This window comes from Enterobacter sp. Acro-832 (genome assembly GCF_011752745.1).
In the GTDB taxonomy this organism is placed as follows: Bacteria; Pseudomonadota; Gammaproteobacteria; order Enterobacterales; family Enterobacteriaceae; genus Enterobacter; species Enterobacter quasiroggenkampii.
This window is the reverse complement of sequence record NZ_VWWX01000003.1, coordinates 520,799-543,154: the sequence shown is the minus strand read 5'-3', so window position 1 is coordinate 543,154 and position 22,356 is coordinate 520,799. Positions and strand designations below refer to the sequence as shown.

Sequence of the window (22,356 nt, the reverse complement as noted above, 5' to 3'; positions counted from 1 at the left end):
CGGCTCCTTAGAAATAACCCTGACGTTTCTTCAGCTCCATGGAGCCTGCCTGGTCGCGGTCAATCACGCGCCCCTGTCGCTCGCTGGTGGTCGACACCAGCATCTCTTCGATGATCTCCGGCAGCGTCTGCGCACTGGACTCCACCGCGCCAGTCAGCGGCCAGCAGCCGAGGGTGCGGAAACGGACCATCTGTTTTTTGATCACTTCGCCCGGCTGCAGGTCGATGCGATCGTCGTCGATCATCATCAGCATGCCGTCGCGCTCCAGCACCGGGCGCTCGGCGGCCAGGTACAGCGGAACGATCTCGATGTTTTCCAGATAGATGTACTGCCAGATATCCAGCTCGGTCCAGTTGGAGAGCGGGAAGACGCGGATGCTTTCGCCCTTGTTAATCTGGCCGTTGTAGTTGTGCCACAGCTCCGGACGCTGGTTTTTGGGGTCCCAGCGGTGGAAGCGGTCGCGGAAGGAGTAGATACGCTCTTTGGCGCGGGATTTCTCTTCGTCACGACGCGCGCCGCCGAAGGCCGCATCAAAACCGTATTTGTTCAGCGCCTGCTTCAGCCCTTCGGTTTTCATGATATCGGTGTGTTTGGCGCTGCCGTGCACGAACGGGTTAATGCCCATCGCCACCCCTTCCGGGTTTTTATGCACCAGCAGTTCGCAGCCGTAGGCTTTCGCGGTACGATCGCGGAACTCGTACATCTCGCGGAATTTCCAGCCGGTATCCACGTGCAGCAGCGGGAACGGCAGCGTACCTGGATAAAACGCTTTACGCGCCAGATGCAGCATGACGCTGGAATCTTTACCGATGGAGTACATCATCACCGGGTTAGAAAACTCGGCGGCCACTTCGCGGATGATATGGATACTTTCCGCTTCGAGCTGCCGCAGGTGTGTAAGACGTTTTTGGTCCATAACCGTTCCTTAAGCCAAATTTACAACAGAAGAACCAAAGCCTTCTGTATCGGTTGTGTGCTGAAACCAGGCGAGCGTGCTGTGCAGCTGCACCACTTCCCCCACCACGATCAGGGCGGGCATAGGGGCGTCTTTCGCCAGGGTTGCAAGCTGTTCCAGGGTGCCCGTCGCAACGTGCTGATCGACGCGCGTGCCGCGAGAAATGACGGCAATGGGCGTCGTCGCCTCGCGACCGTGCTGAATAAGCTGTTCACTGATGTCCGCCGCCTTCATCGTGCCCATGTATATCGCCAGCGTCTGGCGGCTCTGGGCGAGATGCGACCAGTCAAACGGCGTGCTGTCCGCCTTATAGTGGCCGGTCACAAAGGTGACGCTCTGGGCGTAATCGCGGTGGGTCAACGGGATACCGGCGTAAGCCGTCACCGCAGAGGCCGCCGTGATGCCGGGCACCACCTGGAACGGTATGCCCGCTTCGGCCGCCGCCTGCAGCTCTTCGCCGCCGCGACCGAAGATAAACGGATCGCCCCCCTTCAGGCGCACCACGGTTTTGCCCGCTTTGGCGGCGTCAACCAGCATCTGGTTGGTGTCGTGCTGCGGCACAGAATGCTCGCCTGCCCGTTTGCCGACGCAGATTTGCTCCGCGTCACGACGGATCAGCTCGCGCACGCCGTCGGTGACCAGATGGTCGTAGAACACCACGTCCGCGTCCTGCAGCACCTGCAGACCGCGCAGCGTCAGAAGCCCGGCATCGCCCGGCCCCGCGCCTACCAGAATGATCTCCCCGCCGGTGCTGCCGGGGTTATCCAGTTCATCTTCAAGAATTTTCTGCGCCGCTGTCTCATTACCGGCATGCATCAGGCTGGCAAAGCGGCCGCGAAACACGCGCTCCCAGAAGCGACGGCGTTCCGTCACGCTGGTCAGGCGGGTTTTCAGATGGTTGCGCCAGTAACTGGCTTTCTCAGCCATACGCCCGAGGCTGGTCGGCAGCAGCGCTTCGATTTTTTCCCGCAGCACGCGTGCCAGCACCGGTGCGGTACCGCCGGAGGAGATCGCCACCAGCAGCGGCGAGCGGTCAACGATCGACGGGAAAATAAACGAGCATAAAGGCTGGTCGTCCACCACGTTCACCAGGCGGTAACGGGCCTGAGCGGCGTCGGAGATCCGCCGATTGAGGTCACGATCTTCGGTCGCCGCAATCACCAGCACGACGCTATCGATTTGTGACTCGTGAAAATCTGCCTCTGCAACGACCTGCACCTGCGCCCCTGCGCGCTGCAGAAACGCAATTTTGCGATCGGCGATTTCACCCGTGCCAACAACCAGCACCGGTTTCTCTTTAATCGCAGCAAATAAGGGCAGATAGTCCACAAGCAACAACTCACTAACAACGAGGAATAGAGGGACTATAGGGGGCGGCTTAGACCGAATGAAATTACGAATTGGAATGAGTAGTTACTCAATGGAATAACGCGATAAAAATGCTAATACCAAAAAGTGCTTAACACGCGATATTTCGGGCATTTAAGAGCAATTCAAATTGTGTATGGACGATCACAGTTTCATACTAGGCGGGTGACTATTTTGCTCTGTTTTTAAGGACTCACTATGTTTTCCGCAACGCGCCACCGTATTGCTGCCCTGGCGCTCGGCGTTTGCTTTATTCTTCCCGCTCAGGCAAAAAACCAACCTTATGGTGAAATCGCCAATATGCAGGCGCGGCATATTGCCACCGTTTTCCCCGGGCGCATGACCGGATCGCCTGCGGAAATGCTCTCCGCAGACTATCTTCGCCAGCAGTTTGCCGACATGGGTTATCAGAGCGATATCCGCTCGTTTCACAGCCGCTACGTCTATACCTCACGAAATAAAACGAAAAACTGGCATAACGTGACCGGCAGTACGGTGATTGCGGCCCACGAAGGCACCGCAAAAGAGCAAATTATTATTATGGCGCACCTTGATACCTACGCCCCGATGAGTGACGCCGATACGGATAATAATCTTGGCGGGCTGACGCTGCAGGGCATGGACGACAATGCCGCAGGCCTCGGCGTAATGCTCGAACTGGCCGAGCGGATGAAAGATATTCCCACCCAATATGGCATTCGTTTTGTTGCCACCAGCGGTGAAGAAGAGGGCAAACTCGGCGCTGAGAATCTCCTTAAGCGCATGAGCGCTGAGGAGAAGAAAAATACGCTGCTGGTGATTAACCTCGACAACCTGATCGTCGGCGACAAGCTCTATTTCAACAGCGGGCAGAGTACGCCGGGTACCGTGCGGAAGCTGACGCGCGACCGGGCCCTGGCGATAGCCCGCAGCCATGGTGTTTATGCCACCAGCAACCCTGGCGGTAACCCGGATTATCCGCGAGGCACAGGCTGCTGCAACGACGGGGAAGTGTTCGATAAGGCGGGCATTCCGGTGCTGTACGTGGAAGCGACAAACTGGGCGCTGGGCAAAAAAGATGGCTACCAGCAGCGGGCTAAATCGAAGGCCTTCCCGGACGGGACGAGCTGGCACAACGTGATGCTGGACAATCAGCAGCACATCGATCGCGCGCTGCCGCAGCGGATTGAGCACCGCAGTCGTGATGTGGTGAAGGTGATGCTGCCGCTGGTGAAGGAGCTGGCGAAAGCGGGGAAAGCCTGAGGCCGTTAAGCCCGGTGGCGGCTACGCCTTACCGGGCCTACATAGGGAACGAGCCTTTGTAGGCCCGGTAAGCGCAGCGCCACCGGGCAAAAAGGTTATCACCCTTCGTGCAACCCGCACTCGCGCTTCAGCCCGAAGAATCGCGTCTCTTCTTCCGCCATTCCTGGTTCCCACTTACGCGTGGTGTGGGTATCGCCCACCGACAGATAGCCCTGGTCCCACAGCGGATGGTATTTCAGCCCGTGCTTTTGCAGGTACTGATACACAGTCCGGTTATCCCAGTCGATAATCGGCAGCACTTTAAAGACCCCGCGCTGCACCGCCAGCACCGGTAAGGTTGCCCGGCTACCGGACTGCTCGCGGCGCAGACCCGCAAACCACGTCTGCGCATTAAGCTCTTTCAGCGCCCGGTTCATCGGCTCAACTTTGTTAATCTCATTGTACTTCTCAATGCCCTCAACGCCCTGCTCCCACAGCTTGCCGTAGCGCGCCTCCTGCCAGGCCGCGCTCTCCGTCGCGCGGTAAACTTTGAGGTTCAGTCCGAGCTTGTCCGTCAGCTCGTCAATGAACTGGTAGGTTTCCGGGAACAGGTAGCCGGTGTCGGTGAGGATCACCGGAATGTCCGGACGGATCTGATTCACCAGATGCAGACTGACCGCCGCCTGAATACCAAAGCTCGACGAGAGCACATACTCTCCCGGCAGGTTTTCCAGCGCCCACGCCACGCGCGCTTCGGCGTCCAGCTTTTCAAGGTGGGCATTGGTTTCTGCCAGCGCCAGAATGCGTTCGACTTTTGGCAGGTCATTTAGGGCGTTTAGATCGAGTACGGACATAAGAACCTCGTTTGCCTGTTTTGCCGGGCGGCACTGCGTTTGCCCGGCCTACAACACCAGTTAAACCGTCGGGATGTTACTCCCAGAAATCCCTGGCGGGATCGAGCACCGGGCGAATGATGCCCGCACGCACCGTAAAGTCGCCGAAGCCTTCACCCGCTTCGCGCTCTTTCGCCCAGCGCCCGACAAGCTCGTCGATGGAATCAAGAATTTCCGGCTCGGTGATGTTCTCGCGGAACATACGCGGGATGCGCGTACCGATTCGGTTACCGCCCAGGTGCAGGTTGTAACGACCCGGCGCTTTCCCCACCAGTCCGAGCTCGGCCAGCATCGCGCGACCGCAGCCGTTCGGACACCCGGTGACGCGCATAACAATATGCTCGTCCGGAATGCCGTGTTTTTCCAGAATCGCTTCCACTTTATCGGTAAACGACGGCAGGAAACGTTCCGCTTCCGCCATCGCCAGCGGGCAGGTCGGGAACGACACGCAGGCCATTGAGTTTTCGCGCTGCGGCTTCACCGCATCCATCAACCCATGTTCGCGCGCCAGCTTCTCGATCTTCGCCTTCTGGCTTTCCGGCACGCCGGCAATGATCAGGTTCTGGTTAGCCGTAATGCGGAACTCGCCCTTATGGATCTTCGCAATTTCCAGCAGACAGGTTTTCAGCGGACGCCCCGGATAATCCAGAATACGGCCGTTTTCGATAAACAGCGTCAGGTGCCATTTATTGTCGATACCCTTCACCCAGCCAATGCGATCGCCGCGACCGGTGAATTCGTAAGGGCGGATCGGCTCAAACTTGATGCCCGCGCGACGCTCCACTTCCGCTTTGAACGTCTCCACGCCCACGCGCTCCAGGGTGTATTTGGTTTTCGCGTTTTTACGGTCGGTACGGTTACCCCAGTCGCGCTGGGTCGTCACCACCGCTTCCGCCACGGCCAGCGTATGCTCCAGCGGCAGGAAGCCGAACTCGCTGGCGGTACGGGCGTAGGTTTTCTTGTTACCGTGTTCGATGGACAGGCCGCCGCCCACCAGCAGGTTAAAGCCCACCAGCTTGCCGTTTTCGGCAATCGCCACGAAGTTCATGTCGTTGGCGTGCAGGTCGATATCGTTCTGCGGTGGAATAACGACCGTGGTTTTAAACTTACGCGGCAGGTAGGTCTGACCGAGGATCGGCTCTTCGTCGGTGGTCGCGACTTTTTCCTGATCGAGCCAGATCTCTGCATAGGCGCGCGTGCGCGGCAGCAGGTGCTCGGAGATCTTCTTCGCCCACTCGTACGCTTCGGCGTGCAACTCGGACTCATACGGATTCGAGGTGCAGAGCACGTTACGGTTCATGTCGTTGGCGGTCGCCAGCGCGTCCAGCCCAACGGAGTGCAGCATCTGGTGCACCGGCTTGACGTTCTTCTTCAGAATGCCGTGGAACTGGAAGGTCTGACGGTTGGTCAGACGGATGCTGCCGTAGATCGTGTTTTCACCGGCAAACTTGTCGATCGCCTGCCACTGTTTGGTGGTAATCACCCCGCCCGGCAAACGGCAGCGCAGCAGCATCGCGTGACGCGGCTCCAGCTTCTGCTCTGCACGCTCGGCGCGGATGTCGCGGTCGTCCTGCTGATACATGCCGTGGAAACGGATCAGCAGGAAGTTGTCGCCTTTGAAACCGCCGGTGAGACCGTCATTCAGATCTTCAGCAATGGTGCCACGCAGATAGTTGCTTTCCAGCTTCATGCGCTCGGCGTCTGTCAGTTTACCTTCGACCACCAGTGGCCCTGGATGTTTTTCGCTCATTAGTAGACATCTCGCTGATAACGGCGCTCAACGCGCAGCTCACTTAAAAATTCGTCCGCCGCTTCGGCATCCATACCGCCGAATTCGGCAATCACTTCCAGCAAAGTCTGCTCAACGTCTTTCGCCATGCGATTGGCGTCGCCGCAGACATAAATGTGGGCACCGTCATTGATCCAGCGCCACAGCTCTGCGCCCTGTTCGCGCAGTTTGTCTTGTACGTATACTTTTTCTTTCTGGTCGCGAGACCAGGCCAGATCGATGCGGGTCAGTACGCCTTCTTTCACATAGCGCTGCCACTCAACCTGGTAGAGGAAATCTTCGGTAAAGTGCGGATTGCCAAAGAACAGCCAGTTTTTACCCGGCGCGCCGTCTGCCGCGCGCTGCTGCATGAAGGCGCGGAACGGCGCAATGCCGGTGCCCGGGCCAATCATAATGACCGGCGTTTCCGGGTTTGCCGGCAGGCGGAAGTTATCGTTGTGCTCGATAAAGACGCGCACTTCGCCCTCTTCTTCCACGCGATCCGCCAGGAAGCCTGATGCCCCACCCGTGCGGGCGCGGCCCTCGATATCGTAGCGCACCACGCCGACGGTAATATGCACTTCACTCTCCACTTCAGCTTGGGAAGAGGCAATGGAGTACAGGCGCGGAGTGAGCGGACGCAGCAGACCGATCAGCGCATCGGCATCCAGCTGAGCCGGAGAGAAGCGCACCATATCGACAATCGGCGTCGTCGCGGCGTAATGCTGCAGCTTCGCCTTGTCGCCCACCAGCGGCAGCAGGGATTCGCTGCGCGTCAAGGTGGCATAATTTTCGACGATATTCGGGGTGTTCACCGTCAGCTCAAAATGCCACTGCAGCGCATCAGAAAGCGGCTGCGTTTTACCGTCAACGGTGACAGGCTCGTCGCCTTTCAGCCACAGCAGCTCAACCAGCTCTTTCACCAGCGCCGGATCGTTCTGATACCAGACGCCCAACGCATCGCCAGGCTGATAGCGCAGGCCCGAGTCGCCCAGATCGATTTCGATATGGCGCACATCTTTTTCTGAATCGCGGCCGGTAATTTTCTGGTTCACCGACAGGCTCGCCGTCAGCGGCGCCTCTTTGGTGTACGGGCTGGTGTGGATGTCGTTAACAGCACCCGTCGCGGTGAACGCGGCCTGCGCCGACGTCTCTTTCGGCACGCGCGCTTTTAGCACCTCAACGATGCGGGCGCGCCATTCGGCGGCGGCGGCCTGGTATTCAACATCCGCGTCAACGCGGTCCAGCAGGCGCTCCGCGCCCAGCTCCGCCAGCTTGCTGTCGAAGTCTTTGCCGGACTGGCAGAAGAATTCATAGGAAGTATCACCCAGGCCAAAGACGGCAAACGCCGTGCCATCCAGCTTCGGCGCTTTTTTCGAGAACAGGAACTTATGCAGCGCCACCGCTTCTTCAGCGGGTTCACCTTCACCCTGCGTAGAGGCAACCACCACCAGCAGTTTTTCTGACGCGATTTGCTTAAATTTGTAATCCCCGGCGTTGACCAGGTTCACGTTCAGTTTCGCGGCCAGCAGGTCGTCGCGCAGTGCTTCGGCCACGCGGCGGGCATTGCCCGTCTGCGAGGCGGAAATCAGGGTAATGGCCGGAATTTCAACGGCCGTGGCCGGAGCACCCGCCACAGCGCCAGGCTGCTGATTGAGCATTCCCCAGAAATAACCGGAGACCCAGGCAAGCTGAGTGGGAGAAAAATCAGAGGTGGCAGCCTGAAGGCGCGCCAGTTGCTCCGGGTTCAGGGGAAGCAAATTTGAAGGTGGGGCCTGTGTTGTCATGCGTCGTTATGTTCCAGTAGCCAAGCGGACTTTAAGCGAATAAATCCAAACTGAAGATAAGGTTAACGGCGAGGATAATAACAATTAAAGAAGGGATGGAAATAATAAATAACCAAATGGACTAACCTGTTTTGGTTGTCATGCTTAGCGATAAAACCGATTAAATAACCTTATGAAATAAAAGAACAAATAGCAATAAACACCCTGAATACGAGGCGGTTGCCGCTCAGAGCCGTTTTAGTTAATGCTAAAAATTGTGCTTTCCGGTACTATGCGGCGGTTTTTTCCGCATTACTGAGAGCGATCATGTCCACCACACTGTTTAAAGATTTCACCTTCGAAGCCGCCCACCACCTTCCGCATGTCCCTGAAGGGCATAAATGTGGCCGTCTGCACGGGCATTCGTTCATGGTGCGTCTTGAGATCACCGGTGAAGTTGATCCGCATACCGGTTGGATCATGGATTTTGCCGAGCTGAAGGCGGCGTTTAAGCCGACCTACGATCGTCTGGATCACTACTACCTGAATGAGATCCCGGGCCTCGAAAACCCAACCAGCGAAGTGCTGGCAAAATGGATTTGGGATCAGGTGAAACCGCAGGTACCGCTGCTGAGCGCGGTGATGATCAAAGAGACCTGCACCGCGGGCTGCATCTATCGCGGGGAGTGATCGTCCTCATCCTCGCAGGCGTTTAACGGCGTGAGTTCATAAAGAACGAGCGCGTTACTTTCCAGCGACTCCGTGATTTGCCAGCCGTCATAAAGCCGTTCATCGTGTACGGAAAGCGTTGGACGCGCTTTATGTGCAATCCAGTTCCACATCTCTTCGTCAGGCCCGCTTTCGCTTCGAACGCCTTCCAGCAGCGGGTAAAGCGCGCCGTTATGGCGATCGAACAGATGGCGCTTGATGCGCCATCTGCCGCGCGCCCCCTGCAGTTGCAGGTGGTGGTGGTGCTGAAAACGCTGGATAAAGGCCTCTTCACTCGACAACAGCGGATTGAATACCACCACGTTGCGCAGCAGCAGTTGGTAGCCACCTTCATGACGCAGCAGTAGCACGCTCTTATCGTTAACGAGCACCTCTCCCCGCAGACGCTGCCACAGCCAGAGTACCCAATAGATGGGCCGTGGAAGGCCGTGATTATATTGAAGCGCAAGGCTCGATGTATCGAGGGTGTTGTTCGCCCTCGCTTCTCCCTGTAGACCAGAATTCAGCCAGAATCCCGCCAGCCAGACCTGTTCTGAAAGCCCGAGCAGGTTTTGCATCAGCAGCGCGCCGCGGAAAAACCAGCCGTTGGTCGCCCGCGTGTTGCCGGTAAGGGTATTCCATGAGAGTAACCATACCGGCAGCGTCCGCTGCCGCTGGCGAAGGGCGGCGAGGATCTGGCGGACCTTTAGCACGGGGTAATTTTCAGACGAGGAAAGATGCGCGGGATCCAGCTGCGCCAGATCGAGCAGCTCATTGGCATCGGCCGGACACGCGAGGAAATCAGCCTGGTTCAGGATAGCTGACTGGAACAGCGCGTCACCGCCAGGCCCGGTTCCCGCGGGTAAGAAACGATACCATACGCCAAACTTCGCCTGCGGAAGGTACGACTTGAGCACCGCTCGCTGCGTGTGCCAGGCGTGCTCCTGCGTTTCCGCGTTGGCCTGAGAAGACCAGTGCATAACCGCGTGCCAGCCTGCGGTGACGTCGGGCGAAAAACGGTTAATCGATAGCTGCAAAAAACGCGTCAGCAGATCGCATCGGGTGGTGACGCCCGTGTGCAGCAGCACTGTCCAGCCCTTTTTGGCCACCCAGCTGAACACCTGCTGCAGATTGTACCAGCAGGCGTAGCCGGCCATCTCGGGATCGTCCCACCCCGTGGCGAACAGACGGCTGCTGAGAAAAGGTTCCGCGATATCAATACCCTCAATGGGGATCGCTTCATGAAGCGCCTCCAGATGCTGGCGAACATCCTCCCGCAACAAATCGTCGAGCTCGCGCAGGGTCACAACAAGCCGCGTGCGGCGCAGCGAAGCCGAGATCGGGTGAAGCTGCGCCAGATTCAGGATCCGCTCCTGACGCGGCGCGTGGGCGAGCGGAGGGGGTTCCCAGCCGTGCGCCTCAGCGCCGTTAAGCAGGCCGAAAAGCGTATCCACCGCAACGGGAAAGCGCTGCTCGTCCGCACTCGCCCGCAGGCGGGACGCCTCTGGGCGATGGCGCCCGGCCTTGCGAAACTCGCCCGGAGACATGTTGTGATAGCGCCGGAAGCGATCGGTCATTATGCGCGTGCTGGCAAACCCGTGCTCCAGCGCAATCTGATGCAGAGGACGGCTGGTGAGACGCAGGGCGTCAGCCGCTTTTTCCAGCCGCAGGGCGGTGATGTACTGCATAAAACTGACTCCCGTCTCTTTTCGAAAGAGACGGGAGAGCCACGCTTCTGAGACGAACTCACTCTCTGCGATTTCGGCCAGCGTAATGCGGCGGGTGTAGCTGGCGTCGATCCGCTCCAGGACACGGGCGATGCGCTTGCTTACGTTCGCGTGCTGGTGCCGGGGTTTCTGGCGGGTGGGCTGCTGAAAGCGACCGGTTAGCAGCAACAGGATCTCGCTCAGCCAGCGATTCGCCTCCAGCCGATAGCGGCGCGGATCGTTCACCAGCGTCACCACCAGAAGCTGGCGCAGCAGGTGCCGAAGCGCGTCGCACTGCGGCAAGCTCGCGCCGGGCTCCGCCGGAATCGCATAGTCATGGGCAAAAAAGTCTTCGTACAGATGGATGACCCAGCCCCCGGAGAGGGTGACACGCAGGGTGACGTTAGCGCTCCGGCTGCTGAACCGCCAGCGCTGATGGCGGTTTATTATCGCAAGACCGTTTGTCTGCATCGTTTCTGGCCCCGCGTCGGCGTGCAACTCCCCCTCACCCTCCAGCACCCAGAGTATCGTCAGCGAATCACCTTCATCCTGCGCATAGCGTCGGATGTCCTCAACGGTTACCGCAAACTCACTTTTACGCTGCTTCATTTGCTGCTCCTGCCAGGACAAATAATGACATCCTCTTTTTTGTCATAACTGAATCGTATGAAAAACAATCAGAAAAAAGGCGTCGATTCACAACAAAAAAGGGCGTTTTCCGGCAATGCGATCGACATAAACTCGAAACTAACACCATTTTGCAGGAAAAGGATAACAAAAATGACACATCCAATTGTTGACGCGCTGCGAGGCTCCGAGGCTCAGTTCACTGAATTACGACGCGAGTTTCACCGGCATCCTGAAATCGGCTTCGAGGAGCATAAAACCAGCGACCGCGTCGCGGCACTCCTGAAGCAATGGGGCTATGAGGTCCATCGGGGAATGGCCAAAACCGGCGTGGTCGGCACCCTGAAGGTGGGCAACGGCAGCAAACGTCTGGGCCTGCGCGCCGACATGGACGCACTGCCGATGCAGGAAAATAGCGGCAAAGCGTGGAGCAGCACGGTTGAAGGTAAATTTCACGGCTGCGGACACGATGGGCACACCACTACCCTGCTTTATGCCGCAGAGTATCTGGCCCGTACCCGCAACTTTAGCGGCACGCTGCATCTGATTTTTCAGCCAGCCGAAGAACTGCTGTATGGCGGGCGCGTCATGGTTGAAGACGGCCTGTTTGAACAATTCCCCTGCGACCATATTTTTGGCCTGCATAACATGCCCTCCCAGCCGCTTGGGAAAATTGGCCTGCGCGATGGCGCCATGATGGCCTCCTCTGACACCATTCATATTGAAGTGAACGGCGTAGGGGGACACGGCGCCGTTCCGGAACACACCGTTGATGCCACGCTGGTTGCCTGTCACATCACCCTCGCCCTGCAGTCGATTGTGTCGAGGAATATCACCCCATTCCAGCCGGTCGTCGTGACCGTGGGCAGCATCCAGGCAGGACATGCCCCGAATATTATCAACGATAAGGTATTAATGAAGCTGACAGTGCGCACGCTGGATGAAGCGGTGCGTCAAACCGTCCTGCAGCGAATCCACGACATTGCCGTGGCGCAGGCTGAGAGCTTCAACGCCACGGCCACGATTCGTCACGTGAATGGCAGCCCGGTGCTGCGCAATAGCCCGCAGGCCAATGACATGGTGCGCACGGTGGCGACTGACCTGTTCGGTCAGGATGCCGTTGCATCGGTCAATGCGTTTATGGGAAGCGAGGATTTTGCGTTCATGCTCGAAAAAAATCCTCAAGGCTGCTACTTCACTCTCGGTGCCGGAGATGAGCCGGACCGTTGTATGGTGCATAACCCAGGCTACGACTTTAACGACAAGCTCCTTCTGACCGGGGCGGCGCTCTGGACTGCGTTAACCGAACACTATCTGCGCTGATTCGCGCCAATCTGAGGGCTGCACGATGAGTACCGTTCCACTGACAGATACAACGTCCTACGCAGGTAACGATCGGCTGCTGGCCGGTATTGTGATGAGCGTCCTGACATTCTGGTTATTTGCGCAGTCTGTGATTAACGTTGTGCCGGCAATGAAAAACAGCCTCGCAATCTCTCTTGAAACCCTTACGCTGGCGGTCAGCCTCAGTGCGCTATTCAGCGGCTGTTTTGTCGTTGCCTGCGGGGGATTTGCCGATAAGTTTGGCCGCGTGCGCATGACGTACATTGGCCTGATGCTGAGCATCATCGGCAGTGCCTTACTCTTCGTATCGTGGGAGCCCGTTCTATTTTTGCTGGGGAGAGCGATACAAGGTCTGTCAGCGGCCTGCATCATGCCCGCCACGCTGGCGCTGATTAAAACCTGGTATCAAGGCAACGCTCGCCAGCGGGCAATCAGCTTTTGGGTCATCGGCTCATGGGGCGGCAGCGGCCTGAGCTCATTTGTCGGCGGCGCCATCGCCACCACGCTCGGCTGGCGCTGGATCTTTATTTTTTCCATGCTGGTGGCGGCGGTGGCACTCCTGCTGATTCGCGGTACGCCGGAAAGCCGAAGCGACAGCGCACGTCGCCATAAGCTGGATACTAGCGGCCTGGTGAGTTTTGTCCTTATGCTGGTGCTGCTGAATCTGTTTATCAGCAAAGGCCACAGTTGGGGCTGGAGCAGCGGCCTGTCATTGCTGGTGCTGGGGGGCACCGCGCTGGCAGCGGCCTGCTTTGTGCTCACCGGGCGACGCAAGGGTGATGCGGCGCTGATTGATTTTGCCCTGTTTAAAAACCGAGCCTACAGCGCCTCGGTATTCTCTAACTTTTTGCTCAACGGCTGCATTGGTACCATGATGATTGCCAGCATCTGGCTGCAACAAGGCCACCGTCTGTCACCACTGCAAACCGGCATGATGACGTTGGGGTATCTGATTACCGTGCTGGCGATGATCCGGGTGGGGGAAAAGCTGCTTCAGCGCTACGGCGCGCGCCTGCCGATGATAACCGGGCCGCTGCTGACCGCAACGGGCATCACGCTTATCTCCTGCACGTTTTTAAGCAAGGAGATCTACATCATCACCGTCTTTCTCAGTAACATTTTATTTGGGCTGGGGCTGGGATGTTACGCTACGCCGTCAACGGATACGGCGGTGATGAACGCACCAGAAAACAAAGTCGGGGTGGCCTCTGGGGTGTACAAAATGGGCAGTTCGCTGGGGGGAGCGATGGGGATCGCGGTTACCGCGTCGCTCTATGCGCTGCTGCTGCCGCTGGGCATGGCCAGCGCCGCACAGTATGCGCTTCTTTTTAACAGCGCGATGTGTCTCGCTTCGGTGGGAGTGACCTGGGCGTTACTCCCTTCAGGTCGGGCCCCACGATAGGCGGGGCCACGAAAGGGTCAGGCAATATTCAGATATTTGTGCGTCTGCATCGACAGGCGCCAGTTGCGCGCAATACAGGTTTCAATGCACAGGCGCGTTGCATCGTCTTTCTGGCTGATAGGCTGCAGGGCAATCACCCGCTGCTTTTCATCTGTCAGGGTGGCCAGCAGTTCATCCAGCGCTTCGATATCACGCACGCGCCCTACCGGGTGCTTAATCTCATCCGCGCGCTCCAGCGCCTGAGACAGCACGTCATACCCGCCGCGCATATTCACTTTTGGCGATACCGTCACCCAGGTGGTGTGCGAGCAGCGCACTTCATGAGTGCCGCTGGTTTCGATCTGGCAGCTGTAGCCGTTCTTTTCGAGCAGCTCGGTCAGCGGGGTCAGATCGTGGATGCAGGGTTCACCGCCGGTGATCACGACGTGACGGGCCGTCCAGCCCTGACGGCCAATAATGGCCAGCAGATCTTCGGCACTGCCCGCGCCCCACTTATCGCTCTCTTTGGTTTTCGCCAGAATGCTAAACAGCGACACTTCCCGATCTGCGAGCTTATCCCACGTATGTTTGGTGTCACACCAGGCACAGCCAACCGGGCATCCCTGTAAACGAATGAAAATAGCGGGAACGCCGGTAAAGTAACCCTCGCCTTGCAGGGTCTGGAACATCTCGTTAATCGGGTACTGCATAGTCATCTCAGTAAAGGGGATAAACGATAAGTATCGCAGATCCCCGCCGGATGGTCATGCTCCATCGGTGCTTTACGCGCCAATCGCCGCCATAAACCGTTCCGTGATTTGCTGTGGACGGGTGATCGCGCCGCCGACCACCACCGTATGCGCGCCCAGCGCCAGGCATCTGGCCGCACGTTCAGGCGTATCCACGTTGCCTTCGGCAACCACGGGCACCGTCACGGCCGCCAGCACCGCTTTCAGGAAGGCGCAGTCGTTGTCAGGCAATGTATGACCCGCGGTTTCCGCCGTGTAGCCGTAAAGCGTGGTGCCGACGCAGTCGAAGCCCAGCGCCTGCGCCGTCACGGCTTCGTCCACGGAGGAGATATCCGCCATCAGCAGCACTGCGGGATAGCGTGAGCGGATGCGCGAGACCAGCGTTTCCAGGGATTCGCCACCGGGACGTTCCCGCGCCGTCGCATCAAGCGCAATGATGTCCGGCGAGACGCGCATGAGCTCATCCACCTCTTTCATTGTCGCGGTGATAAACACCTCGCTTTCGGGATAATCCCGTTTGATGATGCCGATGACCGGCAAAGACACCTGCTGCTTTATGGCCTCAATATCCACCACGCTGTTGGCGCGAATAGCCGCGGCCCCGCCCTGTGCCGCCGCCAGCGCCATTCTCGACATAATAAACGGGCTGTGCAGCGGTTCATTTTCCAGCGCCTGACAGGAGACGACCAGTTTTCCCTTCAGGGTATCCAGTACAGTTTTCATTACGATAAGATCTCTTCCACTTCGTTTTTGATAATCGTGACGTGCGGGCCATAAATGACCTGAACGCCGTTGCCGCGCACGATAACGCCGCGCGCCCCGGTGGCTTTCAGCGCCGCGTCATTCACTTTGCTGCCGTCTTTAACCGTGACGCGAAGACGCGTGGCGCAGCAGTCCACCTCGTCCAGATTGTCTTTTCCGCCTAATCCGGCGATCACCGCAGCAGCGCGTTCGTTTTGCGGCAGACTGACTTCGTCAGCCATCGCCTCCTTTTCCCGACCCGGCGTCGCGAAATCAAAGCGGTTAATCAGATAGCGGAAGGTAAAGTAGTAAAGGAAGAACCACGGTACGCCGACCAGCGGAACGAACATCCAGTTGGTTTTGGCCTCTCCCTGCAAAATGCCGAACAGCACGAAGTCGATGAAACCGCCGGAGAAGGTTTGCCCGATGGTGATATGCAGCATGTGCGCGAGCATGAATGCCAGCCCGTCAAACAGCGCATGGATGACGTAGAGTACCGGCGCAATAAACAGGAACGAGAATTCGATAGGCTCGGTAATCCCCGTCAGGAACGAGGTTAACGCCGCAGAAAGCAGCAGTCCGGCAACGCGTTTTTTGTTCTCGGGTTTTGCCGTGTGGTACATCGCCAGGCACGCCCCGAGCAGGCCAAACATCATCGTGATAAAGCGCCCGGACATGAAGCGTGACGTGCCTTCGTAAAACTGACGCGTGGTCGGATCGGCCAGCTGAGCGAAGAAGATCCGCTGCGTGCCTTCCACGAGGTGTCCGTTGACGATTTCACTCCCGCCAAGCGCGGTGGTCCAGAAAGGCAGATAGAAGATGTGGTGCAGACCGAACGGGCCCAGCATGCGGAGAATAAAGCCGTACAGCAGGGTGCCCAGATAGCCGGTCGCATCCACCAGCCCGCCCAGACCAAAAATCAGCTTCTGGAAATGCGGCCAGACCACGGTCATGAGCGCACCGACGAGTATCGCCGCCAGCGAACTGATAATGGGAACAAAGCGCGAGCCGCCAAAAAAGCCCAGAAACTGCGGAAGCGCAATTTTATTAAACCGATGATGGAGCGCGCAGGTCACCAGCCCAATCACCACGCCGCCAAACACGCCGGTTTCCAGCGTCTGAATACCCAGCGTCATGCCCTGCCCCACGGCCCCCGGGTTTTCATGCGCCAGTTTGCCGGTGAGGATCAGCAGCGCGTTGATGGTGGCATTCATCACCAGAAACGCGAGTAACGCCGCCAGACCCGCCGTACCCTTATCGCTTTTTGCCAGCCCGACGGCCACCCCAACGGCAAACAGCACCGAGAGGTTCGCAAACACGATGGAGCCTGCGCTACTCATGATGGTGAAAATGGCCTGCAGCCAGCTCACGTCTAAAAACGGATAGGCTGCCAGCGTGTTGGGATTCGATAACGCGCCGCCTATCCCCAGCAGCAGACCCGCCGCAGGCAACACGGCAATCGGCAACATAAAGGATTTGCCAAAGCGCTGCGCTTTTTCAAACCATCCTCCTGAAGAAGCCCCACTGAATATTTGCATCATTTTTTCATCCCCTCATTAAACGATGAAAATTTTTACCATATAAATATTTAATAGTGAAAATTATCATCACAAACCAGGACGACGATCATACTTTTTCAAAATGACTGGCATCTTTCCCCCGCTTTCCGCCACACTAGTCGCAGAGAAACGCATTAAGGATCGAGCATGTCAGACCATGAAAACCTGCTGCTGAAGCTACGCCAGGAGGCTTCCGGGTACAGCCCAACACAACAAAAACTCGGTGAGTTTGTCCTCAGCGATCCAGCCCGGGTGCTCTACCTGACGATCACCGAGCTGGCGCGCGAGAGCCACACCAGCGAGGCCAGCGTCACGCGTCTTTGCCGGACGCTGGGCTGCAAGGGCTATAACGAATTTAAAATGGCGCTTGCGCTGGATATTCAGCAGGGCCAGCCCGCGCGTCAGGCGGCGGATGAGATTGATAACGTGGTGGATGAGTCGGTGCAGGCATTGCAGGATACCGCCAGGCTTCTTGACCGCGCGCTGCTTGAAAAGGCCGCGCTGGCGCTGCATCAGGCGCAGTCGGTGCAGATTTATGGCGTTGCGGCCAGCGCGATCCTCGGGGAGTATCTCCACTACAAGCTGTTGCGTCTGGGGAAACCCGCACAGCTGTTTAGCGATATGCACCGCGCGGCCATGAATGCGACAACGCTTTCAAAAGAGACCCTGGTGGTGGCTATCTCCAGCTCGGGTTCAACGCGGGATTTACTCCACGTGGTGAAGCTTGCCCGCAAACGTGGCGTTAAGGTACTGGCTCTCAGCAATACGCCCCGCAGCCCGCTGGCGTCCCTGAGCGACATGCAGTTGGTGGCCGCCAAGCCAGAGGGGCCGCTTAGCGCGGGCGCGCTCAATGCTAAGGTTGGGGTCATGCTGCTGGTCGAGCTGCTGACTACGTCCCTGATTGCGCTGGATGGTCATTACGGCGACGTTAGCCAGCAAACAGCCAGCGCCACGCTTCCCCTTTTACTCTGAAAATCATTCGCAGGCTAAATAAAACAGCCTGCGTCTTGTGTCGTCTGATTTACGTTAAGGGGCGTTTAAATCATTTATCCGGTAAATGTTTGGTGTAACAAAGTATTATATTTATTACATTTTGAATTAAGCTAACCACATGGTGGCTAAGCCGTAAAAAACATTAAAATCAACACCTTAAAATATTAATTTTAATAAATTGAATTTTTACCCAACCTGTAATGTCCAATATCTCCACCTGATTTTCTTTCCTTAAAATAAGCTTAAGACGCCATTGATTTCGGCGTTTTATTATTTAAATGCCGTTTACTTTTGCCCGCCTACAATCCGCCTCATCAATCATAATGAGACGGTATTAATGAAGATGTTATTGATTACAGGCGTGACCGGATTTCTGGGCGGTGCAGTACTGGAAAAAATACTCACCAGCGATCAACCCGTAAAACTGCTTTTGCTCGCGCGTGCCAGCGATCCGCAGAGCGGGCTGGAGCGCGTGCTGGAGAACATGCGCAAGTTCAACGTTCCTGAGGACAAACTGGCCTCTCTGAATGTGGATAATATCCTGATTGGCGACCTCAGCCAGCCTGAAGCCTTCCTGAACGATACCCGTCTGGATCGGGTCACTCATGTCGTGAACTGTGCGGCTGTCGCCTCATTTGGTAACAACCCGCTCATCTGGAAGGTCAACGTTGAAGGAACGCTGGCGCTGGCGCGCCGTATGGAGCAAGTCTCAGGACTGCAGCGTTTCCTCCACGTGGGTACGGCAATGTCATGCACGCCGGAGCAGGATTCCCTGGTCGCCGAAAGCGCCGAATTCAGAGAGAATGCTGAACACCTGGTGGAATACACTTATTCGAAGTCAACCATCGAACAGCTGATGCGCCAGAAGTGTCCGAACCTGCCGCTGCTCATCGCCCGTCCGTCCATCGTTGTCGGCCATACCCGCCACGGCTGCACGCCGTCGAGCAGCATTTTCTGGGTCTTTAGCATGGGCCTGATGCTGCAGAAGTTTATGTGCTCCATGGAAGACAGGATCGACGTTGTTCCGGTGGATTATTGCGCCGACGCGCTGTTAATGCTGCTGAACAGCAACGCGCGTCCGGGGGAAGTGGTACACATTTCTGCCGGTGAAGAGAATAGCGTTCGCTTTGCGGATATCGATCAGGCGATGGCGCAGGCGCTGGAGAAAGCCCCCGTCGGGGATAAATATGCGCAGGTTAGCTACGAAACGCTGGTCAGAATGCGCCGCGAGTTGAAAACGATTTTTGGCCCGTGCAACGAACGTCTGATGCTAAAAGCCATGCGGTTATACGGTGCGTTTGCCACGCTTAACGTGCGCTTCAGCAACGATAAGCTGCTGAGCATGGGGATGCCGAAGCCACCCCGGTTTACGGATTACATCGCCCGCTGCGTGCAAACCACCCAGGGGCTGACGATTCCGGAGCAAATGGCGGTCGATTTTAAATAGCCAAAAAAAATGCCAGTCATTCGACTGGCATTTTCATTTTAAGGCGTAGGCGATTATGCCTGGCCTTTGATCTCTTTACGACCGTTGTATGGTGCTTTTTCGCCCAGCGCTTCTTCGATACGAATCAGCTGGTTGTATTTAGCAACACGGTCAGAACGGCTCATAGAACCGGTTTTGATCTGGCCTGCAGCGGTACCCACAGCCAGGTCGGCAATGGTAGCGTCTTCAGTTTCGCCAGAACGGTGAGAGATAACCGCGGTGTAGCCAGCGTCTTTCGCCATTTTGATCGCAGCCAGCGTTTCGGTCAGAGAACCGATCTGGTTGAATTTGATCAGGATGGAGTTAACGATGCCTTTCTCGATACCTTCTTTCAGGATCTTAGTGTTGGTTACGAACAGGTCGTCACCCACCAGCTGGATTTTGTCGCCCAGTACTTTAGTCTGGTATGCGAAGCCAGCCCAGTCAGACTCGTCCAGACCGTCTTCGATAGACACGATTGGGTACTGTTTGGTCAGGTCTTCCAGGAAGTGAGTGAACTCTTCGGAGGTGAACGCTTTGTTGCCTTCGCCAGCCAGAACGTATTTACCGTCTTTGTAGAATTCAGATGCTGCACAGTCCATCGCCAGGGTGATGTCTTTGCCCAGCTCGTAGCCTGCAGCTTTTACTGCTTCTGCGATAACAGCCAGTGCTTCTGCGTTAGAACCCAGGTTTGGCGCATAGCCACCTTCGTCACCAACAGCCGTGTTCATGCCTTTAGCTTTCAGAACTTTAGCCAGGTTGTGGAACACTTCAGAACCCATACGTACCGCTTCTTTCAGGGATTTCGCGCCAACTGGCTGAATCATGAATTCCTGAATATCAACGTTGTTGTCTGCGTGCTCACCACCGTTGATGATGTTCATCATTGGTACAGGCATGGAGTATTTGCCTGGGGTGCCGTTCAGTTCAGCGATGTGCTCGAACAGTGGCATACCTTTCGCAGCCGCAGCCGCTTTGGCGTTTGCCAGAGAAACAGCCAGGATTGCGTTCGCACCGAAGTTAGATTTGTTTTCAGTACCGTCCAGATCGATCATGATCTTGTCGATGCCAGCCTGGTCTTTGGCGTCTTTGCCAATGATTGCCTGAGCAATAGGACCGTTTACAGCGCCAACCGCTTTCAGTACGCCTTTACCCAGGAAGCGAGATTTGTCGCCATCGCGCAGTTCCAGCGCTTCGCGGGAACCGGTAGAAGCACCTGATGGAGCAGCAGCCATACCAACGAAACCACCTTCCAGGTGAACTTCGGCTTCAACGGTCGGGTTACCACGGGAGTCGATGATTTCACGACCGATGACTTTAACGATTTTGGACATTAGATTTTCCTCAGTACAAGTTAAACTAAAACTCCAGACAAACAACGCGTACCAAAGGTACGCGTTGCCGTTCTAACTTTTTTTACTTCGCCTGACGCTTCTGGTAGTCGCTGGCGGCCTTCACAAAGCCTGCAAACAGCGGATGCCCGTCACGTGGCGTTGAAGTAAATTCCGGGTGGAACTGGCAGGCGACAAACCACGGATGGTTTGGCACTTCAATGATCTCGACTAACTGATCATCCCCGGAGCGTCCCGCAACACGCAGGCCCGCGGCTTCAATAGGTTTCAACAACATGTTGTTGACTTCATAGCGGTGACGATGGCGCTCGGTAATGACCGGCTCGCCATACAGCTTGCGAACCACGCTATCGTCAGTCAGCTGGCAGGCCTGTGCGCCAAGACGCATGGTGCCACCCAGATCGCTCTTCTCGGTACGGACTTCGACGTTACCTTCTTCGTCACGCCATTCGGTGATAAGCGCCACAACAGGGTACTTACAGTCTGGCACAAATTCCGTAGAGTTCGCGTTTTCCATTCCCGCTACGTTGCGCGCAAATTCGATCAGCGCAACCTGCATACCCAGACAGATGCCGAGGTATGGAATATTGTTTTCACGCGCATAGCGCGCGGTGGCGATCTTGCCTTCTACGCCACGGTAGCCGAAGCCGCCAGGGATAAGAATAGCATCCAGATCTTTCAGGATTTCAACGCCACGCGTTTCAACATCCTGCGAATCAATCAGCTTGATGTTCACGGAGACACGGTTCTTCAGACCACCGTGTTTCAGCGCTTCGATCACTGACTTATAGGCATCCGGCAGCTCAATGTACTTGCCGACCATACCGATAGTCACTTCGCCTGCCGGATTGGCTTCTTCGTAAATAACCTGTTCCCATTCAGACAGGTTAGCTTCCGGACAGTTCAAGCTGAATCGTTTACAAATATAATCGTCCAGGCCCTGAGATTTCAACAGGCCCGGGATTTTATAAATGGAATCGACATCTTTCATTGAAATAACGGCTTTTTCAGGCACGTTACAGAACAATGCAATTTTCGCACGTTCGTTCGCCGGCACCGCACGATCGGAACGGCAAACCAGGATGTCTGGCTGAATACCAATGGAGAGCAGCTCTTTAACAGAGTGCTGAGTCGGTTTGGTTTTCACTTCACCTGCAGCGGCCATGTACGGCACCAGCGTCAGGTGCATGAACAGCGCGTGTTCACGGCCAATGTCTACCGCCAGCTGACGAATCGCTTCCAGGAATGGCAGGGATTCGATATCACCCACGGTACCGCCGATTTCAACCAGCACCACGTCGTGGCCTTCGCCACCCGCAACAATGCGTTCTTTGATGGCGTTAGTGATGTGCGGGATAACCTGAACGGTGGCACCCAGATAATCACCACGGCGCTCTTTACGCAGAACGTCGGAGTAAATGCGGCCGGTCGTGAAGTTGTTACGACGGGTCATTTTGGTGCGGATGAAACGCTCGTAGTGGCCAAGATCCAGATCGGTTTCAGCGCCGTCTTCAGTAACGAACACTTCCCCGTGTTGGATTGGGCTCATGGTGCCCGGATCGACGTTGATGTACGGATCCAGTTTCATCATGGTCACATTGAGGCCACGGGCTTCAAGAATGGCTGCGAGGGAGGCTGCGGCAATGCCTTTACCCAGAGAGGATACGACCCCGCCGGTCACAAAAATATAGTTCGTTGTCATGCTGAACCTGAGAAGTTAGGGTGAAACGATGGAATAACCAGGACGGGAAAGTAGTATA

Annotated in this window: 17 protein-coding genes; 6 read left to right on the top strand and 11 right to left on the bottom strand. The window is 56.6% G+C overall.

Annotation, left to right across the window (positions count from 1 at the left end):
* Window positions 1–7 precede the first annotated feature (7 nt).
* Window positions 8–916, bottom strand: coding sequence for a sulfate adenylyltransferase subunit CysD (cysD, locus tag F3J31_RS14000; protein WP_006811770.1), 909 nt, complete (start codon window positions 914–916; stop codon window positions 8–10).
* A 9-nt stretch (window positions 917–925) separates the two neighbouring features.
* A complete protein-coding gene (gene cysG, locus F3J31_RS13995; protein ID WP_167213899.1) occupies window positions 926–2,275 on the bottom strand; it encodes a siroheme synthase CysG in 1,350 nt (449 codons plus the stop codon).
* Window positions 2,276–2,521: 246 nt separating this feature from the next.
* Here cysG and F3J31_RS13990 point away from each other — a divergent pair, with 246 nt between their 5' ends.
* The gene (locus tag F3J31_RS13990) at window positions 2,522–3,565 is read left to right on the top strand and encodes an aminopeptidase (RefSeq protein ID WP_048029216.1); all 1,044 of its coding nucleotides are present in this window, start codon (window positions 2,522–2,524) and stop codon (window positions 3,563–3,565) included.
* A gap of 98 nt (window positions 3,566–3,663) precedes the next feature.
* Here F3J31_RS13990 and cysH read toward each other — a convergent pair whose 3' ends face one another.
* The 3 genes from cysH to cysJ all read right to left on the bottom strand — a co-directional run bounded on the left by cysH (window position 3,664) and on the right by cysJ (window position 7,992).
* Complete coding sequence (cysH, locus tag F3J31_RS13985) at window positions 3,664–4,398, bottom strand: phosphoadenosine phosphosulfate reductase (RefSeq protein ID WP_167213685.1); 735 nt, start codon at window positions 4,396–4,398, stop codon at window positions 3,664–3,666.
* 76 nt (window positions 4,399–4,474) lie between these two features.
* A complete protein-coding gene (gene cysI / locus F3J31_RS13980) occupies window positions 4,475–6,187 on the bottom strand; it encodes an assimilatory sulfite reductase (NADPH) hemoprotein subunit (RefSeq protein ID WP_167213682.1) in 1,713 nt (570 codons plus the stop codon).
* Complete coding sequence (gene cysJ / locus F3J31_RS13975) at window positions 6,187–7,992, bottom strand: NADPH-dependent assimilatory sulfite reductase flavoprotein subunit (RefSeq protein WP_167213679.1); 1,806 nt, start codon at window positions 7,990–7,992, stop codon at window positions 6,187–6,189. The genes cysI and cysJ overlap by 1 nt, the downstream gene beginning before the upstream one ends.
* A 306-nt stretch (window positions 7,993–8,298) precedes the next feature.
* Between cysJ and queD the strand changes: the two genes are divergently transcribed.
* On the top strand, window positions 8,299–8,661 hold the full coding sequence (queD, locus tag F3J31_RS13970; protein ID WP_167213676.1) for a 6-carboxytetrahydropterin synthase QueD: 363 nt from the start codon (window positions 8,299–8,301) through the stop codon (window positions 8,659–8,661).
* Here the strand turns inward: queD and F3J31_RS13965 are convergent.
* Window positions 8,646–10,994 (bottom strand): helix-turn-helix domain-containing protein, encoded by a 2,349-nt coding sequence (locus tag F3J31_RS13965; RefSeq protein WP_167213673.1) that lies wholly within the window; start codon window positions 10,992–10,994, stop codon window positions 8,646–8,648. The two genes, queD and F3J31_RS13965, sit on opposite strands and share 16 nt — an antisense overlap.
* A 171-nt stretch (window positions 10,995–11,165) precedes the next feature.
* Between F3J31_RS13965 and F3J31_RS13960 the strand changes: the two genes are divergently transcribed.
* The gene (locus F3J31_RS13960; RefSeq protein WP_048224638.1) at window positions 11,166–12,335 is read left to right on the top strand and encodes a M20 aminoacylase family protein; all 1,170 of its coding nucleotides are present in this window, start codon (window positions 11,166–11,168) and stop codon (window positions 12,333–12,335) included.
* Between the two features lie 25 nt (window positions 12,336–12,360).
* On the top strand, window positions 12,361–13,758 hold the full coding sequence (locus F3J31_RS13955) for an MFS transporter (protein WP_167213670.1): 1,398 nt from the start codon (window positions 12,361–12,363) through the stop codon (window positions 13,756–13,758).
* Window positions 13,759–13,775: 17 nt separating this feature from the next.
* Here the strand turns inward: F3J31_RS13955 and queE are convergent, their stop codons facing one another.
* The 3 genes from queE to F3J31_RS13940 form a co-directional block, all read right to left on the bottom strand.
* Window positions 13,776–14,447, bottom strand: a complete 672-nt coding sequence (queE, locus tag F3J31_RS13950) for a 7-carboxy-7-deazaguanine synthase QueE (RefSeq protein ID WP_021241905.1) — start codon at window positions 14,445–14,447, stop codon at window positions 13,776–13,778.
* Window positions 14,448–14,519: 72 nt separating this feature from the next.
* The gene (locus F3J31_RS13945; protein ID WP_167213668.1) at window positions 14,520–15,209 is read right to left on the bottom strand and encodes an N-acetylmannosamine-6-phosphate 2-epimerase; all 690 of its coding nucleotides are present in this window, start codon (window positions 15,207–15,209) and stop codon (window positions 14,520–14,522) included.
* Window positions 15,209–16,768, bottom strand: coding sequence for a PTS transporter subunit EIIC (locus tag F3J31_RS13940; RefSeq protein WP_048029207.1), 1,560 nt, complete (start codon window positions 16,766–16,768; stop codon window positions 15,209–15,211). The genes F3J31_RS13945 and F3J31_RS13940 overlap by 1 nt, the downstream gene beginning before the upstream one ends.
* 165 nt (window positions 16,769–16,933) lie before the next feature.
* On the opposite strand from F3J31_RS13940, the gene F3J31_RS13935 reads away from it, so the two are divergent.
* Window positions 16,934–17,758, top strand: a complete 825-nt coding sequence (locus tag F3J31_RS13935; protein ID WP_167213665.1) for a MurR/RpiR family transcriptional regulator — start codon at window positions 16,934–16,936, stop codon at window positions 17,756–17,758.
* Window positions 17,759–18,116: 358 nt separating this feature from the next.
* Window positions 18,117–19,226: an SDR family oxidoreductase gene (locus tag F3J31_RS13930; RefSeq protein ID WP_069720023.1), complete on the top strand. Its 1,110-nt coding sequence runs from the start codon at window positions 18,117–18,119 to the stop codon at window positions 19,224–19,226.
* 53 nt (window positions 19,227–19,279) lie between these two features.
* On the opposite strand, the gene eno is transcribed toward F3J31_RS13930, so the two are convergent.
* A complete protein-coding gene (eno, locus tag F3J31_RS13925; RefSeq protein WP_024909267.1) occupies window positions 19,280–20,578 on the bottom strand; it encodes a phosphopyruvate hydratase in 1,299 nt (432 codons plus the stop codon).
* Window positions 20,579–20,660: 82 nt separating this feature from the next.
* Window positions 20,661–22,298 (bottom strand): CTP synthase (glutamine hydrolyzing), encoded by a 1,638-nt coding sequence (gene pyrG / locus F3J31_RS13920; protein WP_032648095.1) that lies wholly within the window; start codon window positions 22,296–22,298, stop codon window positions 20,661–20,663.
* Window positions 22,299–22,356: the final 58 nt, after the last annotated feature.

What these genes read in the sequence shown, in the direction of transcription:
- F3J31_RS13940 (WP_048029207.1), bottom strand. Translation starts at nt 16,768, where the DNA reads ATGATGCAAATATTCAGTGGGGCTTCTTCAGGAGGATGGTTTGAAAAA.
- F3J31_RS13990 (WP_048029216.1), top strand. Translation starts at nt 2,522, where the DNA reads ATGTTTTCCGCAACGCGCCACCGTATTGCTGCCCTGGCGCTCGGCGTT.
- F3J31_RS13955 (WP_167213670.1), top strand. Translation starts at nt 12,361, where the DNA reads ATGAGTACCGTTCCACTGACAGATACAACGTCCTACGCAGGTAACGAT.
- F3J31_RS13930 (WP_069720023.1), top strand. Translation starts at nt 18,117, where the DNA reads ATGAAGATGTTATTGATTACAGGCGTGACCGGATTTCTGGGCGGTGCA.
- eno (WP_024909267.1), bottom strand. Translation starts at nt 20,578, where the DNA reads ATGTCCAAAATCGTTAAAGTCATCGGTCGTGAAATCATCGACTCCCGT.
- cysD (WP_006811770.1), bottom strand. Translation starts at nt 916, where the DNA reads ATGGACCAAAAACGTCTTACACACCTGCGGCAGCTCGAAGCGGAAAGT.
- F3J31_RS13960 (WP_048224638.1), top strand. Translation starts at nt 11,166, where the DNA reads ATGACACATCCAATTGTTGACGCGCTGCGAGGCTCCGAGGCTCAGTTC.
- F3J31_RS13965 (WP_167213673.1), bottom strand. Translation starts at nt 10,994, where the DNA reads ATGAAGCAGCGTAAAAGTGAGTTTGCGGTAACCGTTGAGGACATCCGA.
- cysJ (WP_167213679.1), bottom strand. Translation starts at nt 7,992, where the DNA reads ATGACAACACAGGCCCCACCTTCAAATTTGCTTCCCCTGAACCCGGAG.
- F3J31_RS13935 (WP_167213665.1), top strand. Translation starts at nt 16,934, where the DNA reads ATGTCAGACCATGAAAACCTGCTGCTGAAGCTACGCCAGGAGGCTTCC.
- queD (WP_167213676.1), top strand. Translation starts at nt 8,299, where the DNA reads ATGTCCACCACACTGTTTAAAGATTTCACCTTCGAAGCCGCCCACCAC.
- pyrG (WP_032648095.1), bottom strand. Translation starts at nt 22,298, where the DNA reads ATGACAACGAACTATATTTTTGTGACCGGCGGGGTCGTATCCTCTCTG.
- queE (WP_021241905.1), bottom strand. Translation starts at nt 14,447, where the DNA reads ATGCAGTACCCGATTAACGAGATGTTCCAGACCCTGCAAGGCGAGGGT.
- cysH (WP_167213685.1), bottom strand. Translation starts at nt 4,398, where the DNA reads ATGTCCGTACTCGATCTAAACGCCCTAAATGACCTGCCAAAAGTCGAA.
- cysI (WP_167213682.1), bottom strand. Translation starts at nt 6,187, where the DNA reads ATGAGCGAAAAACATCCAGGGCCACTGGTGGTCGAAGGTAAACTGACA.
- F3J31_RS13945 (WP_167213668.1), bottom strand. Translation starts at nt 15,209, where the DNA reads ATGAAAACTGTACTGGATACCCTGAAGGGAAAACTGGTCGTCTCCTGT.